We start from the raw sequence: 17800 nt of genomic DNA, 5'->3' as shown, positions 1-17800 counted from the left end.
ATGATTACCAGCGTACGATCTTGCCCGGATTCATGATGTTCTTGGGATCGAGCGCATGCTTGATCGCCCGCATCACATCAATGGCGCCGTCGCCGTGTTCCTGCACCAGGAAATCCATCTTGTGCAGGCCGACGCCGTGTTCACCGGTGCAGGTGCCGTCCATCTCGATGGCGCGCGTGACCATGCGTTCGTTGACGCCTTCGGCGCGCGCGATGTCGGCCGGATCGTTGGGATCAACCATCATCTGCACGTGGAAATTGCCGTCGCCAACGTGGCCGATAATGGCGTGGACCAGGCCGTTGGCTTCGCAGTCGGCCTTGGTTTCCAGCACGCATTCGGCCAGGCGTGAAATCGGCACGCAGCAGTCGGTCGAAATCGCGCGCGCGCCGTGGCGCAATTGCAGGATCGCGAAGTAGGCGTTGTGACGCGCGGCCCAGAGGCGCGAGCGGTCTTCCGGACGCGTGGCCCATTCGAAGCCCAGCGCGTTGTTGTCGTTGGCGAGTTCCTGCACGACTTCAGCCTGCTCCTTGACGCCGTTTTCGCTGCCGTGGAATTCAAACAGCAGCAGCGGATTTTCGGGCAGGGTCATCTTGTCGTGGGCGTTGATCGCCTTGACGCCGTTTTCGTCGAGCAGTTCGACGCGCGCCAGCGGCACGCCGACCTGGATCGCCTGGATCACGGTGTTGACCGCGTCGGCCACGCTCGGGAACGAGCAGATCGCCGCCGACACGGCTTCCGGTTGCGGATACAGGCGTACGGTGATCTCGGTGATGATGCCCAGCGTGCCTTCGCTGCCGACATAGACGCGGGTCAAGTCGTAGCCGGCCGATGACTTCTTGGCGCGGGTGCCGGTCTTGATGATGTTGCCGTCGGCGGTGACCACGGTCAGCGCCAGGGTGTTTTCACGCATGGTGCCGTAACGCACGGCATTGGTGCCGGAAGCGCGGGTCGAGGCCATGCCGCCGATGGAAGCGTCGGCGCCCGGATCGATCGGGAAGAACAATCCGCTGTCCTTGATTTCCTGGTTGAGCTGCTTGCGCGTGACGCCGGCCTGCACGGTGGCGGTCAGGTCTTCACCGTTGACCGCCAGCACCTGGCTCATCTGCGACAGGTCGATCGTGATGCCGCCTTGCAGCGCCAGCACGTGGCCTTCCAGCGATGTGCCGGTGCCGTAGGGAATGACGGGGATGCGATGTTCGCTGCAGGCCTTGATGATGGCGGCGACTTCTTCGGTGGTGTGGGCGAAGGCCACGGCGTCGGGCAGCATCGGATCGTAGGACGACTCGTCGCGGCCGTGATGCTCGCGCATCGCCTGCGTGGTCGAGAAACGATTGCCAAGCAAGGATTGCAAGGACGCCAGCAACGCTTCGGGAACGGGCTTGCGCAGTTTCTGCGCATCAACGATATGGTTCATTGTCTGTCTCTCTGTCTGTTGGAATAGTGACGCAGGGGAATATTGCAACGCCCCGGAACGCAATCAAACATGGGCGCGGCGGCTTGCTCTGACGTCAAAACCTCTGTGGATTTTACTCTCTTGCCGCAGACATATTTTATATTTGTCTGACAACTTGAGCTCTGAAGGCCCATTTTTTAGCTATGCTTGGCTTTTCATTTGCAGAGAACAGAGGATAGATAACCACATGGGCAATCGCCTTTCAAAAATTGCAACGCGCACCGGCGACGACGGCAGTACCGGCCTCGGCGATGGCAGCCGCATCGCCAAGGACGCACCGCGCATCCATGCGCTGGGCGAAGTCGACGAACTCAATTCGCAACTCGGCCTGCTACTGTGCGAAGACTTGCCGGCCGGCGTGCGCGAGGAATTGCTGGCGATCCAGCACGATCTGTTCGACCTGGGCGGCGAGCTGTGCATTCCCGGTTACAGCGTGATCGCCGACGCGCAGGTGGCGCAGTTGGATGCGCTGCTGGAAAAGCACAACGCCGATTTGCCGCCGCTCAAGGAATTCATCCTGCCCGGCGGTTCGCGCGCGGCGGCGCAGATGCATGTCTGCCGCACCGTCTGTCGCCGCGCCGAACGCGCCGTGGTGGCGCTGGCGCAATCGGAAGCCGCGGCAGTCAATCCGCAGCCGCGCCAGTACCTGAACCGGCTGTCGGACCTGTGCTTCGTGCTGGCGCGCGTGCTCAATCGCCATGCCGGCGGCGGCGACGTGCTGTGGCATAAGGACCGTAACAAGGAAAAATGAAACAAAAAAAGCGGCCTGGGCCGCTTTTTTTATCTTCGAGCTTGCAACGCGTTCAGCCGTTGTTGACCACCAGACGCGGCTGGTCCTTGCCGAAACGTTGCACGATGGAGGCTGCAATGCCGTCGCTGTCGAGACCGCATTTGGCCAGCAACTGACCGGCGTCGCCATGGTCGATGAAACGGTCCGGCAAACCCAGGTGCAGGATCGGTTTGACGATGCCTGCTTCGGCCAGCGCTTCGGCCACCGCAGCGCCGGCGCCGCCCATGATGCAGCCTTCTTCCACGGTCACCAGCGCGTCATGGCCGGCGGCCAGTTGCTTCACCAGTTCAATGTCGAGCGGCTTGATGAAGCGCATGTTGGCGACCGTGGCGTTGATCTTGTCGCCCGCCGTCAGCGCTGGCGCGACCATGGTGCCGAACGCCAGGATCGCGATGCCCTTGCCTTCGCGACGCACTTCACCCTTGCCCAGCGGGATCGTGGTCAAGGTCTTTTCCACCGCCACGCCGCTGCCGGAACCGCGCGGATAACGCACCGAGGCCGGGCCTTTGTAGGCGAAGGCGGTCGACAGCATCTGGCGGCATTCGTTTTCATCCGAGGCGGCCATGACCACCATGTTCGGAATACAGCGCAGGAACGCCATATCGTAATTGCCCGCATGCGTGGCGCCGTCGGCGCCGACCAGCCCGGCGCGATCGAGCGCGAACGTGACGTCGAGGTTTTGCAATGCCACGTCGTGGATCAGCTGGTCATAGGCGCGTTGCAGGAAGGTCGAGTAAATCGCCACGACCGGCTTCATCCCTTCGCAAGCCATGCCGGCGGCAAACGTCACGGCATGCTGTTCGGCGATGCCGACGTCGTAGTAGCGAGCGGGGAATTTCTGCTCGAAGCTGACCATGCCAGAACCTTCGCGCATGGCGGGCGTGATGCCGACCAGCGTCTTGTCCTGCGCGGCCATGTCGCACAGCCATTCGCCGAAGACCTGCGTATAGGTCTGCTTGCTTGCCGCGGCCGGCTTGATGCCTTCGGCCGGGTTGAACTTGCCGGGACCGTGGTACAGCACAGGATCGGCTTCGGCCAGCTTGTAGCCCTGGCCTTTCCTGGTGACCACGTGCAGGAATTGCGGACCCTTGAGATTCTTCAGGTTTTGCAGCGTCGGGATCAGCGAATCGAGATCGTGACCGTCGATCGGGCCGATGTAGTTGAAACCGAATTCTTCAAACATGGTGGCCGGGACGATCATGCCCTTGGCATGTTCTTCAAAGCGCTTGGCCAGCTCCAGCATCGGTCCCGGCAGCATCGACTTGCCGACGTTCTTGGCCTTGGCGTAGAACTGCCCGGACATGAGGCGCGCCAGGTAGCGGTTGAGCGCGCCCACCGGCGGCGAAATCGACATGTCGTTGTCGTTGAGGATCACCAGCAGATTGACGTCTTCGCTGATGCCGGCGTTGTTCATCGCTTCGAATGCCATGCCGGCGGTCATTGCGCCGTCGCCGATGACGGCGATGGCGTGACGATCTTCACCCTTGGTCTTGGCCGCCAGCGCCATGCCGAGCGCAGCGGAAATCGATGTCGACGAATGCGCGGTGCCGAAGGTGTCGTGTTCGCTTTCAGCCCGGCGCGGGAAGCCCGAAATGCCGTCAAGCTGGCGCAGCGTCGACATCTGGTCGCGCCGGCCGGTGAGGATCTTGTGCGGATAGGTCTGGTGACCGACGTCCCAGACGATGCGGTCTTCCGGCGTGTTGAATACGTAATGCAGCGCGATGGTCAGTTCGACCGTGCCGAGATTGGACGAAAGATGCCCGCCGGTCTTCGATACCGAATCGAGGATGAAGGCGCGCAACTCGTCGGCCAGTGGCTTCAACTGAGTGCGCGGGAGTTGCCGCAGATCGGCGGGGCTGTTTATCGTATTGAGCATGCTGGGTCTTGTCACCGTTAATTGGTTTCTTGCGAGCGGAGGAATTACCGCTGCGCTCGCTTATGCCTTGCGTTGCACGATCAGGTCGGCAAGTTCATGCAGGCGCCGGGCCTTGTCGCCGAACTGTTCCAGCGCCTTGTGGGCGTCGTTGCGCAGCTTTTCGGCCAGGGCCTGCGATTCGCTCAGGCCGAGGATGGATACGTAAGTCGGTTTGTTGTCGGCCGCATCCTTGCCGGCGGTCTTGCCGAGCGTGGCGGAATCCGCCGTCGCGTCGAGAATGTCGTCGACCACCTGGAACGCCAGGCTGATCGGGCAGGAATACGCTTCCAGCGCGGCCTGTTCGGCCACCGTCAGATTTTTGCCGCTGCAGGCGCCGAGCAAAATGGCGGCGCGCAGCAGCGCTCCTGTTTTGAGCCTGTGCATCTGCTCCAGTTCCGCCAGCGACAAGGTCATGCCGACGCTGGCCAGATCGATGGCCTGGCCGCCGCACATGCCGGTCGAGCCGGCCGCCTGCGCCAGCAGGTTCAGCATCTTCAGCTGGCGCGGGGCATGTTGTTCTTCGATGTTCTCGGACAGCACCGCAAACGCCTGTGCCTGCAACGCGTCGCCTACCAGCAAGGCGGTTGGCTCGTCGTACCTGACGTGCACCGTCGGCTTGCCGCGGCGCAACGCATCGTCGTCCATGCACGGCATGTCGTCGTGCACCAGCGAATAGACATGGATCATTTCCACGGCGGCGGCGGCACGGCCGAGCAATTGCTCCGGTGCATCGAACAGCTCGCCGGCCGCATACACCAGCAAGGGCCGCACGCGCTTGCCGCCGTCCAGTGCGGTGTAGCGCATGGCCTGGTGCAGGCGCGCAGGGATTTCGGTGACCGCCGACAAATAGGCGTCGAGCGTGCCTTCCATGCCGGCCTGGACGTGTTGCATCCAATCAATGAAGGAGGCGCCGGCGCCGGTCCGTGCGTTCATTCCCCGTCCTCCGCCGGCTCGCCGACGCCGGTGCCGAGCAATGGCTTGAGCATGTCGCCTTCAAGCACCTTGACCTGGCTGTCGACCTTGTCGAGCTGCACCGAGCAGAACTTGACCAGTTCGGCGCCGCGCTTGTAGGCGGCGACGGAAGCTTCCAGCGGGAGTTCGCCGGCTTCCATCTGGATGACCAGTTGTTCGAGCTCTTCCATGGCCTCTTCGAAAGAGGCGGGCTGGCTGACTTTGACGGGATTCTTTGGCATAGTGGCTGATTTCAGATATAGGCCGTCATTTTAGTGCAATCCGCCACAGATGGGCGGCCGAGGGCGCATTTTTCAGGTGATTCAGACGCGCAATCGGCCCTGAATGAAGGGGTTTATGGCATAATCCGCAGTTCTGTCCAAAATTTCCTCTTCATATTATTTGAACTCAGGTTTTTGCGGATTCTTTCTCTCTTAGGTTGGTGCAAATTAATTTGGGGGCGGAGATGTCCGATCTTGCTACTTTTGCCAAACTGGCGCGTTCAAACGCGCAACTACCAGTTGACGTCTATTTTGACGATGCGCTTTTCAAGCGCGAAATTCACCAGTTATTTCAACAGGGGCCTCGTTACGCCGGCCATGAACTGATGGTGCCCAATGTCGGCGACTACGCGACGCTGCCATGGGAAAACGAAGGTCGCATGCTGGTGCGCAACGCGCACGGCATCGAACTGATGTCCAACGTCTGCCGTCATCGCCAGGCCAAGATGCTCGACGGTCGCGGCAACGCGCGCAATATCGTCTGCCCGCTGCATCGCTGGACCTACGATCTCAAGGGCGACCTGATCGGCGCGCCGCATTTCGGCGAGACGCCGTGCCTGAACCTGTCCAAGACGCCTTTGCAAAACTGGAACGGCCTGCTGTTCGAGAATAACGGCAAGGACGGCAACGACGTCGCTGCGCAATTGAAGCAGTTGGGCGTGACGCGCGACCTGGATTTTTCCGGCTACCTGTTCGATCACGTCGAAGTGCACGAGTGCGACTACAACTGGAAGACCTTCATCGAGGTCTACCTGGAGGACTACCACGTCGAGCCCTTCCATCCGGGCCTGGGCAGCTTCGTCAGCTGCGACGACCTGAAATGGGAATTCGGCAGGAATTACAGCGTGCAGACCGTGGGCGTCAATCACGGCCTGGCCAAGTCCGGTTCGCCGACCTACAAGAAGTGGCAGGAACAGGTGCTGCGCTTCGGCAACGGCCAGCCGCCGAAGTACGGTGCGATCTGGCTGACGCTGTATCCCAACATCATGGTCGAGTGGTATCCGCACGTGCTGGTGGTGTCGACGCTGTGGCCCAATGGTCCGCAAAAAACCACCAACGTGGTGGAGTTCTACTACCCCGAAGAAATCGCCCTGTTCGAACGCGAGATGGTCGAGGCCGAACGCGCTGCGTACATGGAGACCTGCGTCGAGGATGACGAGATCGCCCTGCGCATGGATGCCGGGCGGCGTATACTCATGGATCGCGGCACCAGCGAAGTCGGGCCGTACCAGTCGCCGATGGAAGACGGCATGCAGCACTTCCATGAATGGTACCGGTCGCAGATCGCGGTGCAGGAAAACTGAATTTCACTCTGAATCCACATCTGAATTTTTGAGGAAAGCATGCAGAAAGCGCCGATGATGCGATGGTCACGATGTAGTCCGACAGCATCTGCAGCGCCAGACCAATTCTGCAGCATCTCCGATTGACGTACGATCCGAAGGCAGCGCCGGCACCAGCTTGCGCTGCCTGTTTTTTTGTCCTCGCTTTCGAATAGAGTATCGCCATGCAATCCCTCTGGATGCTTGTTGCCTCCTTCCTGTTTTCCATCATGGGCGTCTGCGTCAAGCTGTCGTCCGACTACTACTCCACCGCTGAAGTGGTGTTGTGCCGAGGAATAGTTGGCGTCGCCTTCATCTACGGCCTGGTCAAGATCCGCGGCGGCACGCTCAGGACGCCCTACCCGCGCGACCATCTCATCCGCGGCGGCGTCGGCGTGATTTCGCTATGGCTGTGGTTCTATTCGTTCGGCTTGCTGCCGGTGGCGACCGCCACCACACTCAACTACATGTCGTCGATCTGGATCGCCGCGATGCTGTTCGGCGTTGCCTGGTGGCAGGGCAAGAAGCGTTTCGAATGGGGCCTGGCCGGCACGGTGCTGCTGAGCTTCGTCGGCGTGGCGATGCTGCTGCGGCCGTCGATCGATTCCGATCAGTTGCTTGGCGGGCTGATCGCGCTGTTTTCCGGCGTGCTGTCGGCGCTGGTCTACCTGCAGGTGCGCAAGCTCGGCCTGCTGGGCGAGCCGGAATACCGCGTGGTGTTCTACTTCTCCTTCACCGGTTTGCTGGCAGGCCTGGCCGGCAGCGTGGTGATCGGTCGCATTCCGTTCTGGCATGCGCATTCGGCCAAGGGCCTGGCGCTGCTCGTCACCATCGGCCTCACCGCGACGCTGGCGCAGATCGCCATGACGCGCGCCTACCGGCTCGGCAATACGCTGGTCACGGCCAACCTGCAATACACCGGCATCGTGTTCGCCAGCCTGTGGGGCTTGTTCATCTGGAACGACGCGCCGGGCTGGATGGGTTGGACCGGCATCGCCATCATCCTGATGAGCGGTGTAGTCTCGACGTTCTACAATCAGCGTTCCCAGCAACAATCCAGACAATCCCGCAACCTGCCGGCGATTGATCCGATCGCCACCGAAGTTTAGGAAGAGGAATCACCATGACCTACGCCACACTGATTTCAGCAGCCGACCTGGCTGCCCATCTCGACGACGCCAACTGGCTGGTGATCGACTGCCGCCACGACCTCGCCAATCCCGACGCCGGCGCGCAAGCCTACGCCGCCGGGCATGTTCCGCAGGCGCGCTTCGCCCATCTCGACAAGATCCTGTCGGGCGCCAAGAACGGCGCCGACGGCAAATTCAAAGGCCGCCATCCGCTGCCGGAGCGCCAGGCCTTCATCGACGCCATGCAGGAACTGGGCGTCGGCAAGGGCACGCAAGTCGTCGCCTATGACGCCCACGGCGGCATGTTCGCCGCGCGCCTGTGGTGGCTGTTGCGCTGGGTCGGCCATGTGCAGGTGGCGGTGCTCGACGGCGGCCTGCCGGCATGGCAGGCCCAGGGCGGCCAGTTGTCGACAGAGACGCCGGCGCCGGTGCGCGGCGATTTGCAGGAGCAGCCGCCGCTGGTGACCACTATCGATGTCGACGGCGTGGTCGCCAACCTCGACAGCAAGGCGCTGACCGTCGTCGACGCGCGCGCGGCCGACCGCTATCGCGGCGAGAATGAAACCCTGGACGCCGTCGGCGGCCATATTCCCGGCGCGAAGAACCGCTTCTTCAAGGACAACCTCGGCGCCGACGGCCGCTTCAAATCAGCCGACGCTTTGCGCGCCGAATGGAATGCGCTGATCGACAGTCCGCAGGCAGCCGTCATGCAGTGCGGCTCCGGCGTGACCGCTTGCCACAACCTGCTCGCGCTGGAAGTGGCCGGCTTGCCGGGCGCACGCCTGTATCCCGGTTCGTGGAGCGAATGGAGTTCGGATTCGTCGCGTCCGGTGGCGACCGGCGCGAAGCCCTGACCATAGATGACAACAGGTCCGGCGGCGCTCAGGCCGCCGGCATCTGCAAGCCTTGCATGAAGGCCTGTACGAACTGCCCCACCATCACCGGCGCATCGCGCCGCATCATCAGCACCACCGCCGACTGGAAGTCGGGCTCCCGTATATCGATGAAATGTACGCCCGCAACGGCGCTCGCACGCATGCTGTCGGGCACGATGGCGATGCCGAAATCGGCGTTGACCAGGCTCAGCAGCGATGCCTTGCGCGAGGTCGCCCGCGCCGGCCTGGGAAAGAAGCCGTGCGCGATGCAACGCTCGGCCACCAGATAACTGAGGCCGCCGCGCTCGCGGTGCGGCATGGATACGAACAACTCGTCGCGCAGCTCGGCGATACCGACCACCTCGCGCTGCGCCAACGGATGCTGCAGCGATACCGCGACCACCAGCTTCTCCTGATACAGCGTGATGGTTTCCAGATGCGGATGCTTGCGCAGGATAGGGGTACGCGCCAGACCGAGGTCGGCGCGGCCTTCCTCGACGTCCAATGCCTGGTGTTCGGAGGAGGCCTGGGAAATTTCCAGCGTCACACCGGGAAAAGCCTGCAGCACCGCGTTCAGGCAAGGTCCCAGCGGCGGCGACAGCGGCACCGAACTCGAATGCAGCAGGCGGATGGCGCCGCGTTCGCCTTTGTCGATGTGGCGCGCCTGCACGATGGCCTGGTCCATGTCGTCGAGAATCTTGCGCGCGCGGTCGTAGAAATCCTTGCCCGCCAGCGTCAGCTCGACCTGCTTGGCGTCGCGTCTTAGCAAAACGACATCAATATCGTTTTCCAGCTCCTTGATCTGGCGGCTCAACGCCGACTGCGCGATGTAAAGGCGTTCGGACGCGCGCGTGTAGCTGCCGGCGGCGACGATCTCGACAAAGTATTTGAGCTGTTTGATGGAAATCATGAGCGCCTATTGTGCCGCCATCGCGCTGCTGCCGTCATGCCGTTTTGCGATAATCGGACGGCGCATTTGATATTGGCGGCCGCACCGGCCAAAGCGCTACAGTCCATCCATCACCAGCAATGCGAAAGGGCTATCGTGTCGGAAACGTTCCTTGTCCTGCTCGGCTTCGGCGGGCTGCTGCTCAGCGTCGTGATCAAGCTGATGTGCCTGCCGATCAAATCCACCCGGCGTGACGGGCGCTGATTCTTAATGCTTAATGCGCGTGCGCGTGGCTGGTCAGCACCAGCACGATGACCACGCCGAGGCCGATCAGGATCACTTGCGGAATCGTCTCGCGCAGCGTGGCGCGGCGCTGCATCTGCGGCATCAGGTCGCTGACGGCGATATAAATGAATCCCGAGGAGGCGAACACCAGCACGTAGGGAATCCATTCCATGCCGCGCTCCAGCATGAAGTAGCCGAGCACGCCGCCCAGCACCGCCATCAGGCTGCAGATCAGGTTGTAGACGTAAGCGCGCGTGCGCGAGAAGCCGGCGTTGAGCAGCACAATGAAGTCGCCGATTTCCTGCGGGATTTCATGCGCGATGATGGCCAGGCCGGTGACCAGCCCCAGATGCGGATCGGCCAGGAAGGCGGCAGCAATCAGGATGCCGTCGGTGAAATTGTGCATGCCGTCGCCGACCAGGATCATCCAGCCGGCCTTGCCCGCCTCATGCTTGTCGTGGCCGTGGTGATGGCCGTGGCCGTCGTCTTCATGATGATGGGAATGGCGCAGGATGGACAGTTTTTCCAGCAGGAAGAACGCCAGCAGGCCGCCCAGCAAGACCGCAAACAGCTTGTGCGGCTCGGCCGATGATTCGAAGGCTTCCGGCAGCGCATGCAACAAGGAGGTCGAGAGCATGATGCCGACCGACAGGCTGACCAGGCGCTCGACCATCCTGGACAGCAGCGCGAACGAGAAAATCGCGGCCGCAGTGATGCTGAACACGCCGGCGATCGTCGTGGCCAGCAGGATGGAAAGCAGAGTGGAATTAATTTCGAGCCCCAATCGTCAGGAACAGCCTCAGGAAGTGGCAGATTAGACCATAGCTGATTTTTTTCGGCAAATGAGGGGCTAAGGAGAGGGGCCGCCCTGGGCGACGTCCGGACCGCTTTCATCTCCGTCCGCCGCCTCCGGTTCATGCCAGAACAACACTTCATCGATACGGAATTCAGGCCGCACGCCGTTGTTTTCGATCAGACCGTGGATCAGATTGAGCAGCACGTCGTCCTGGTAAGGCTTGCCGAGATAGGCATTGACGCCCAGTTCCATGGCACGCTCGCGGTGCTTGGCGGCGGTCCGCGAAGTGATCATGATGATCGGCAGGGTCGCGGTGGCGGCCATGTCGCGGATATTGCGCGTCAGGTCGAAGCCGTCCATGCGCGGCATTTCAATATCCAGCAGCACGATGTCGGGACGCACGGCCTGCATCTGATGCAGGGCATCGACGCCGTCGGTGGCCAACACCACCTGATAGCCCTCGCGCGTGAGCAGGCGATGCATGACGCGGCGCACGGTCAGAGAATCGTCGACGACCAGCACGATCTTGCGACTGACTCCGCCATCGGCGCCCTGCAACTGCTCGCGCCGCAGAATGCGCTGGTAACCCTGACGCTGCGCCAGCTGGATGGGATTGAGGATCAGCACAATGCTGCCGCTGCCAAGCACGGTGGCGCCGACCACGCCGGTCATGCCAGCCAGTTGCGGGCCGATGCTCTTGGTGACGACTTCGCGATTGCCGACGATGCGGTCCACCAGGATTGCCAGGAAGTCGTGGCCGCTCTTGATCACCAGTACCGGCAAGGCCTGCTGTTGCGGGATGTTGCGTTCGTCTCCCAGCAGCGCCGAAAGATAATGCAATGGCAAAGCGCGTCCCTGCCATTCCAGCAAGCCTTCGCGCAACACGCGATCCTGATCGGCGCGCTTGATTTGCAGCACCTGCTCCACCAGCAGCGAAGGAATCGCATAGCTTTGCTGGTCAAGCTCCAGCAGCACCACTTGCGCCACCGCCAGCGACAGCGGCAGATGGATGATGAATTGCGCGCCTTTGCCGGCGATCGTGGCAATGCTGATGCGCCCGCCCAGCGAGGCGACTTCCGAACGGACCACGTCCATGCCGACGCCGCGCCCGGCAATCGCCGTGACATTGCTGCTGGTCGAGAATCCCGGATGGAAGATGATGCTGGTCAACTCGGCGTCGGACAAGCGATGGTGCGGATCGATCAACCCCAGATGCAAAGCCTTTTCGTGAATGCGTGCAAGGTCCAGCCCCTGGCCGTCGTCGGATAGCCGGATCATCGCCTCGTTGCCCTCTTGCCGGACTTCCAGCAACAGCCGCCCCACTGCGTCCTTGCCTGCCGCGAGCCGCTGCTCGGCGCCTTCGATGCCGTGCGCGGCGGCATTGCGCAACAAGTGCTCGAACGGTCCCACCATCTTTTCCAGAATGCTGCGATCGAGTTCGACCGCGCCGCCGACGATGTCGAGCGCGAGCTCCTTGCCGGTTTCCTTCGCCATTTGCCGCACCAGCCGGTGCAGGCGTTCTTCGATGCCCCTGAACTGCACCATGCGCGCATGCATCAGCTCGCGCTGCATGTCGCGTGTCAGGCGTGCCTGATGCACCAGACCGTTTTGCGTGCGGTCTACCGAGTCGAGCAGGTTCTTTTGCAGCGAAGCGACGTCGTTGACGCTTTCGGCGAGCATGCGCGTGAGTTCATGCAGGTGGGTGAATCGATCGAATTCAAGTGGATCGAAATGCTGGTTCTGCGGCTGCTTCTGGTTCGACGCTGCGATCTGGATCTCGGCCTGGATCTCGACTTCGCGCAGTTGCGTGCTCAGTCGCGCCACATTGCTGCCGAGATCGGCCAGATGCTGACGCAGGATATTGACTTCGGACTCCAGCCCGGAGCGCGAGATCGAAATTTCACCGGCCTGGTTGAGCACGCTGTCGAGAATGCCGACGCGGATGCGTATCAGCGGCGCAGCGGTGCCGGGCTGGGCTGGCGCTGATGTTGACGCTGGCGCTGCTACTGCCGGCTCAACTGCAGCCTTGATGGGGTCGGTGCGCGCCACTGCCGTCATGGGCGCGGCAGGCGCAACTGTATGCAACGATCCCGACACCGGCGCCGGCGCGACAACTGCCGGCAACTGCAGGGCGTCGAACAGCTGCAGGCCCTGGTCGTACCGCGCCAGCAAATTATCGATCAGCGCCGCCGACGGTTCACCGTCGCGCATCATTTCTCCGATGCTGCTTTCAAGATCGTGCATGTGCTGGCCGAGGCGCATGGCGCCGGCCATGCGCGCGCTGCCCTTGATGGTGTGCAGCGGTCGCAGCAAGTACTGGATCAGTGCCGTATCGCCCGGCGTCTTCTGCAGTTTGTACAAACTCTCGCCGACCTGAGGCAGCAAATCGCGTCCCTCTTCCAGGAAAATATCCAGCAGCTCCGGGTCGATCAGGTCGCCGCTCGGCTCGGGCGACCTTGCCCCTGCCGCTTGCGTGCTTTCCGCCGGAGCCGTCTTACCGCCGTCGTGGCTATGACGCCGGCGCACTTCCAGCGTCGTCAACAAGGTCTGCAGTTGCACTTGCACGACAGGGCGCGGCGGCGGCATGACGCCCGCTGCGAATTGCTGCTGCATAGCCTGCAGCTCGCGCACCACCTGCATCAGCTCGGCGCAAATGGCGGCATCCAGCAAACCCGGATAGCTTTCCAGGAACTGCATGAGCTCATCGAGCGGCTGCGCCAACGCCAGCAGCGGAGCGAACCGGACCGACGCCGCGCTGCTTTTGAGCGAGTGGCTCGCGCGCAGAGCTTCCGCTGCGATCACCTCAGGCGTGGCGGTCTGCCACTGCGCGATTTGTGTCGCCAGGATATCGAGCAGATTGGCCGATTCCTCGCTGTAGATTTGGTGCAGCCTGACCGGCAAGACAAGGTCGCCGACCTGGCAGGTTTCGTTATGATCGGCGGCCAGCTTCTCTTTCGGCGGCAGTTCGCCGCGGGCATGCCCGGCGACTGCGGCCAGCAAGCGATCAGGACTCCGCGGCGAATTTCCGTTTGCGCTGATCTCATCTATCCACGCGCTTAACTCCGCTACGGCGTAGTCCAGCAAGGCGTAATCACCCGTCGTGCCCGACCTGCCTGCGGCGGACCATGCGGTAGCGAATTCCTCGAGCGCCATTGCGCCGCGGCCCAGAGCGTTGAGCCCGACCATCCGGCCGCTACCCTTGAGCGTGTGGAAACTGCGCCGCAACACGACCACCTGCGCCATGTCACCGGGCGTCGCACGAGACGCCGCCAGTGCGTGGCGTATGTTGTCCAGTACTTCGTTGGCTTCGAGCAGGAAGACTTCGCGCAGGTCGGCGTCAATTTCATCTGGCTGCTGGGGTGCAAGCTGTGCAGGCTGCACAGCAGGCTCTGTTTTTGGTGCATCGGGCGGCGCCATCGGCGCTGCCATGTCGGGAGCAGCGGCAATGTTTGCTTCGTCGAACTTGCCGGGATAAACCATCGACTGCGGCGCATCATGCAGCAACGGCATCGACAGGCTCAACGCCGCCATGTTATGGGCGAGGCGCGCCAGGCTTGCGGGCTCCGCCGCCGTAGCATTCGCCGCACCAGCCGGCGGCAGGCTACCGATGTCGACGGCGCACAGTTCCAGCACTTTCCAGGCGGCCGTCAATTCCAGTGCCTGCGCCACCGTCGCCAGTTGTTGCGCCAGTAACCTCGCCTCATGCAAGACGCCGGACACGGCGCGGCCTTGCAAGTAAGCGTCCAGCAAATTCTCAAGGCGGCCGAGGTCGGTCGTCAATTGTGCGACCGCGTTTTTCAGCGCGGGACGACGACGCACCGCCTCGTCGTGCGGAACGACCTGCCGGGGCGCAATGCCAGTCTCAATCGCGACGAGGCGGGCGCGCAAGCCCATGCAGGCATTCCGTATGGAGTCGGCGGCAACGCCGGCCATGCCCGGTTTTGCTTCGACGGACGCAAGCAAGCCGATCAATTCCGCCACGTCCGGCGCCAGCGATGCAACACCGATGAACGCCAGCGTATCTGCGCCCTGGCGCAACAACACCCGGGCCTGCCGCACCGCCGGAGGACTACCGTCGCCGAGCAACTGCATCGCCTGATCGACGGTCGCGATCAGCCCCGGCGCCAGCGACGCCAGGGCGGACGGATCCGCCAACTGTGGCTCAGAGGCGGGATCGGAAGCCATGCGCAATCTGCAAGTTGGACTGGCCCGGGAATATCAGGCGCATCAGGAATATCAGGCGCATCACGGACATCACGAAATGGTGACGCGGAAGCGCGACACGGAATTCTTGAGCAGCTCGGCCAGGTCATGCAACTCATTGAACAAGAACAATACCTGTTCGCGCCGCTGCTCGATGATTTCGTTCTCGCTGAGAATGTTCTGGATGTCGTGCGCCACGCTGTTGGCGGAGGTGGCCTGGTGGCCGGTTGAAGATGAAATGTCCTGGATCAGTTCGGCCAGCTGATTCGACACGCGGCGTATGTCCGACAACGATGCGCCGGCGGCGGCGGACAACTTGGCGCCGTCGACCACGCCGGCGGTCGATTTCTCCATTGCCGCCACGGCGTCATGCGTGTCGGCCTGAATCATGCGCACCAGCGCGCCGATCTGCCGCGTCGCCGCGCTGGAACGTTCCGCGAGGCGTTGCACCTCTTCCGCCACGACCGAAAAACCGCGCCCGGCTTCACCGGCAGAAGCCGCCTGAATGGCGGCGTTCAGCGCCAGCACGTTGGTTTGGTCGGTGATGTCGGAAATCAGTTCGGTGATCTCGCCAATCTCCTGCGACGACTCTCCGAGGCGCTTGATGCGCTTGGAAGTTTCCTGGATCTGCTCGCGGATTTCGTTCATGCCCTTGACGGCGTCTTCCACCGCCTTGGCGCCGCGCTCGGCCACGACCACGGAGTGACGCGCGACGTCGGCCGACTTATTGGCCGAGATGGAGACGTCGGTAATCTGAATCGACATCTCGAGCATCGACTGCCCGGTGTCATGAATACGACGCGCCTGGATCTGGCCGGCGCTGGTCATCTCCTGTGCATTGTCGCGCACCTGGTTGGAGGCGGCCGCCACTTGCGAGGCGGTGTGCGTGACCTGGCCGACCAATCCGCGCAATGCCTCGACCGTGTAGTTGACCGAATCGGCGATGGTGCCGGTGATGTCTTCGGACACGGTGGTGTGCACCGTCAAGTCGCCGTCGGCGACTTTTTGCAACTCATTCATGAGTCGCAGGATCGCTGCCTGGTTGATGGCGTTGGTGCGCATGGCGCGCTCTTCCTGTTGTTGCGCGTGCAGGCGCTGCGCCTCGGCTTCCTGGCGGCGCAGCTCGGCCTCTTCGGCATTGCGGCGGCTGCTTTGCAGCTGCACCCAGGATATGCCGACGCCGCAGACCAGCGCCAGCCCCATCGACAGCAGCATGATCCAGAACGTCCACGAGCGGGTTTCCTGCGCCTGCCGATAGTCGTTTTGCAGCACGGTCAGATGCTGCTTGAGGGTTTCGTTTTCAAGGAATACCAGTTGTTCGGATTGCTTGGCGGCGATGAAGTTCTGCAGGTTGCCGAGGATGTTGGCGACCAGCGGCTGGTATTCCCCGAAGACCTTTTCCAGTTCGTTGAGCTTGTCGCGCACGTCCTTGTCGCGCACCGCGTTGATGCCGAGGATTTCACTGCCATTGAGGAAGCCGTCGATGATGTCGCGGAAGGTGTTGACGTCCTTGCCGAGCAAGAAGGCGGTTTCCGGATTGACGCCTTCGGAGGTCAGAAACTCATTGGCGCTGCGGCCCAGGCGCAAAGTCAGCAGCACCAGTTGCGCTGCGGCCGCGGCTTCACGCGGCGAGTTGCCGCCCTGGGATTGCAGCATCGAAATCTGTTCGCTCAGGTCCAGCAGATTGGGCGACAGCAGGCGCAGGCGCGCCAGGGTGACGCCGAAGCCGGTCAGTTCCGGTTGCAGCTTGAGGATGGTGGAAGCGGCCTTGTCGGTGTGATCCCAGATCTTTTGCACGTCGACGAGCACGGCGCGCATTTCCGGTTCCGGCTTGCGGATGGCGTACCCTTGGTATTCTCCGCCCAGCATCAGGACATTGAGTCCCTGGTTGAACTCCTTGCGGCTTTCGGTGAGCTGGTTGAAGGCTTCCCGATTGCCCTGAATGGCGTTGGGCACGGCCTTGCCGATGCGCTGCGAATGCATGACCAGGTCGCTGGTGATGTGCGCCTGCAAGCTGGCGTGGATGTAGTGCTTGGAACCGAGCCACAGGAAGAAGAACATCGACAGCAATGCCAGGATCAGCAGCAACAGCAGAATGCGCGTCTGTGCGCGCAGCGACTGGCGGCCGATGAACGGCAGGCGGGTGTGCTGGTAGCGCTCCATGTACTTGTCCGCTTTGGCGCCGATGACCGATGGCTGGCTCGCCCGAGTTCCCGCTGGCCCGCCTGTTTTATTCTTCGAAATATGCGGCAGCTTGAATGCCATGGCTAAGGCTCCTTGTTACGATATCGTTGCGCGTTGGCGGTCAATTTGCTTTCCACGCGCGGCACTCAATGCGACAGCTTTTATAGTCCGACTTGCAAGAAACGCGGATCTTCCACAATCTCGGCGAGGCTGATTTCCACCCACTCGTTCAGGTCGCCGTCGAGATAACGTCTGCGCCCGCAGTCACCGCTCTGCTGCTCGGTCATTTCCTGGATGTGCCGCAATCCCAGAACGCGCGACAGCAGGAAACCCGTGTTGCCCGACAAGGCGAGGGAAACCACCAGCACGCGGCTTTCCTTGCCGATCGTCTGCGACGGTCCGCCCAGAAAACGATCGAGATCGACCACGCCGATCAGGTTGCCGCGCACATTGGCCAGTCCGAGGTACCAGTCCCGCGCCAGCGGCACTTTGGTCACCGCGATCAGATTGACGATTTCGCCTGCTTCGCGCAGATCGACCAGGCAGCGCCTGTCGCCGATCATGACGCCAAGGCGGCTGTCGCGCATGCCGGAGCCGTCGCGCGCAGCCTCCATCCGCTCCAGCAGACGCGCCTGGAATTCATGCAGCCGGCCGTATCGCCATTGATCAGGAACTGAGTCCACCCTCGCCTCTTCTGTCTGGGCCGAATGCTTGCCGGACATGGTC

14 protein-coding genes are annotated in these 17800 nt (G+C 62.3%); 5 read left to right on the top strand and 9 right to left on the bottom strand.

Translation table 11 applies throughout. From position 1 onward, the window contains the following. Nucleotides 1-4: 4 nt before the first annotated feature. Complete coding sequence (locus DXT88_RS02905) at nt 5-1414, bottom strand: FAD-binding oxidoreductase (RefSeq protein ID WP_016832773.1); 1410 nt, start codon at nt 1412-1414, stop codon at nt 5-7. Between the two features lie 226 nt (nt 1415-1640). Between DXT88_RS02905 and DXT88_RS02900 the strand changes: the two genes are divergently transcribed. Next, a complete protein-coding gene (locus tag DXT88_RS02900; protein ID WP_265211490.1) occupies nt 1641-2204 on the top strand; it encodes a cob(I)yrinic acid a,c-diamide adenosyltransferase in 564 nt (187 codons plus the stop codon). Between the two features lie 52 nt (nt 2205-2256). On the opposite strand, the gene dxs is transcribed toward DXT88_RS02900, so the two are convergent. From dxs to DXT88_RS02885, 3 genes are read right to left on the bottom strand one after another with little or no spacing between them, the layout of a single operon-like run. After that, a complete protein-coding gene (gene dxs, locus DXT88_RS02895; protein WP_265211489.1) occupies nt 2257-4119 on the bottom strand; it encodes a 1-deoxy-D-xylulose-5-phosphate synthase in 1863 nt (620 codons plus the stop codon). A gap of 60 nt (nt 4120-4179) precedes the next feature. Beyond that, nucleotides 4180-5091 carry a polyprenyl synthetase family protein gene (locus DXT88_RS02890; RefSeq protein WP_265211488.1) on the bottom strand — a complete coding sequence of 304 codons (912 nt, stop codon included), beginning with the start codon at nt 5089-5091 and terminating at the stop codon, nt 4180-4182. After that, nucleotides 5088-5351 carry an exodeoxyribonuclease VII small subunit gene (locus DXT88_RS02885; RefSeq protein WP_016832779.1) on the bottom strand — a complete coding sequence of 88 codons (264 nt, stop codon included), beginning with the start codon at nt 5349-5351 and terminating at the stop codon, nt 5088-5090. Before DXT88_RS02885 ends, DXT88_RS02890 begins: the two co-directional genes overlap by 4 nt. Nucleotides 5352-5575: 224 nt before the next feature. Between DXT88_RS02885 and DXT88_RS02880 the strand changes: the two genes are divergently transcribed. The 3 genes from DXT88_RS02880 to DXT88_RS02870 all read left to right on the top strand — a co-directional run bounded on the left by DXT88_RS02880 (nt 5576) and on the right by DXT88_RS02870 (nt 8696). After that, a complete protein-coding gene (locus DXT88_RS02880; RefSeq protein ID WP_016832780.1) occupies nt 5576-6694 on the top strand; it encodes an aromatic ring-hydroxylating oxygenase subunit alpha in 1119 nt (372 codons plus the stop codon). Between the two features lie 203 nt (nt 6695-6897). Continuing rightward, a complete protein-coding gene (locus DXT88_RS02875; RefSeq protein WP_029363115.1) occupies nt 6898-7821 on the top strand; it encodes a DMT family transporter in 924 nt (307 codons plus the stop codon). 14 nt (nt 7822-7835) lie between these two features. Beyond that, on the top strand, nt 7836-8696 hold the full coding sequence (locus DXT88_RS02870; protein ID WP_265211487.1) for a sulfurtransferase: 861 nt from the start codon (nt 7836-7838) through the stop codon (nt 8694-8696). A gap of 28 nt (nt 8697-8724) precedes the next feature. On the opposite strand, the gene DXT88_RS02865 is transcribed toward DXT88_RS02870, so the two are convergent. Next, nucleotides 8725-9627 carry a LysR family transcriptional regulator gene (locus tag DXT88_RS02865; RefSeq protein WP_265211486.1) on the bottom strand — a complete coding sequence of 301 codons (903 nt, stop codon included), beginning with the start codon at nt 9625-9627 and terminating at the stop codon, nt 8725-8727. A 9-nt stretch (nt 9628-9636) separates the two neighbouring features. Between DXT88_RS02865 and DXT88_RS02860 the strand changes: the two genes are divergently transcribed. Continuing rightward, nucleotides 9637-9870 carry a hypothetical protein gene (locus DXT88_RS02860; protein WP_016832784.1) on the top strand — a complete coding sequence of 78 codons (234 nt, stop codon included), beginning with the start codon at nt 9637-9639 and terminating at the stop codon, nt 9868-9870. A 10-nt stretch (nt 9871-9880) separates the two neighbouring features. Here the strand turns inward: DXT88_RS02860 and DXT88_RS02855 are convergent, their stop codons facing one another. The 4 genes from DXT88_RS02855 to DXT88_RS02840 all read right to left on the bottom strand — a co-directional run bounded on the left by DXT88_RS02855 (nt 9881) and on the right by DXT88_RS02840 (nt 17757). After that, nucleotides 9881-10675 (bottom strand): ZIP family metal transporter, encoded by a 795-nt coding sequence (locus DXT88_RS02855; protein WP_016832785.1) that lies wholly within the window; start codon nt 10673-10675, stop codon nt 9881-9883. 66 nt (nt 10676-10741) lie between these two features. After that, nucleotides 10742-14872: a hybrid sensor histidine kinase/response regulator gene (locus DXT88_RS02850; protein WP_265211485.1), complete on the bottom strand. Its 4131-nt coding sequence runs from the start codon at nt 14870-14872 to the stop codon at nt 10742-10744. 69 nt (nt 14873-14941) lie between these two features. Further along, complete coding sequence (locus DXT88_RS02845; protein ID WP_265211484.1) at nt 14942-17155, bottom strand: methyl-accepting chemotaxis protein; 2214 nt, start codon at nt 17153-17155, stop codon at nt 14942-14944. 80 nt (nt 17156-17235) lie between these two features. Further along, a complete protein-coding gene (locus DXT88_RS02840) occupies nt 17236-17757 on the bottom strand; it encodes a chemotaxis protein CheW (protein WP_265211483.1) in 522 nt (173 codons plus the stop codon). Nucleotides 17758-17800 lie beyond the last annotated feature (43 nt).

Origin of the sequence: Herbaspirillum lusitanum (assembly GCF_026127345.1) — a bacterium.
GTDB classification, from domain to species: Bacteria; Pseudomonadota; Gammaproteobacteria; order Burkholderiales; family Burkholderiaceae_D; genus Herbaspirillum; species Herbaspirillum lusitanum.
Note: the sequence above shows the minus strand (reverse complement) of the source record. Positions and strands in the feature narration are given on the sequence as shown.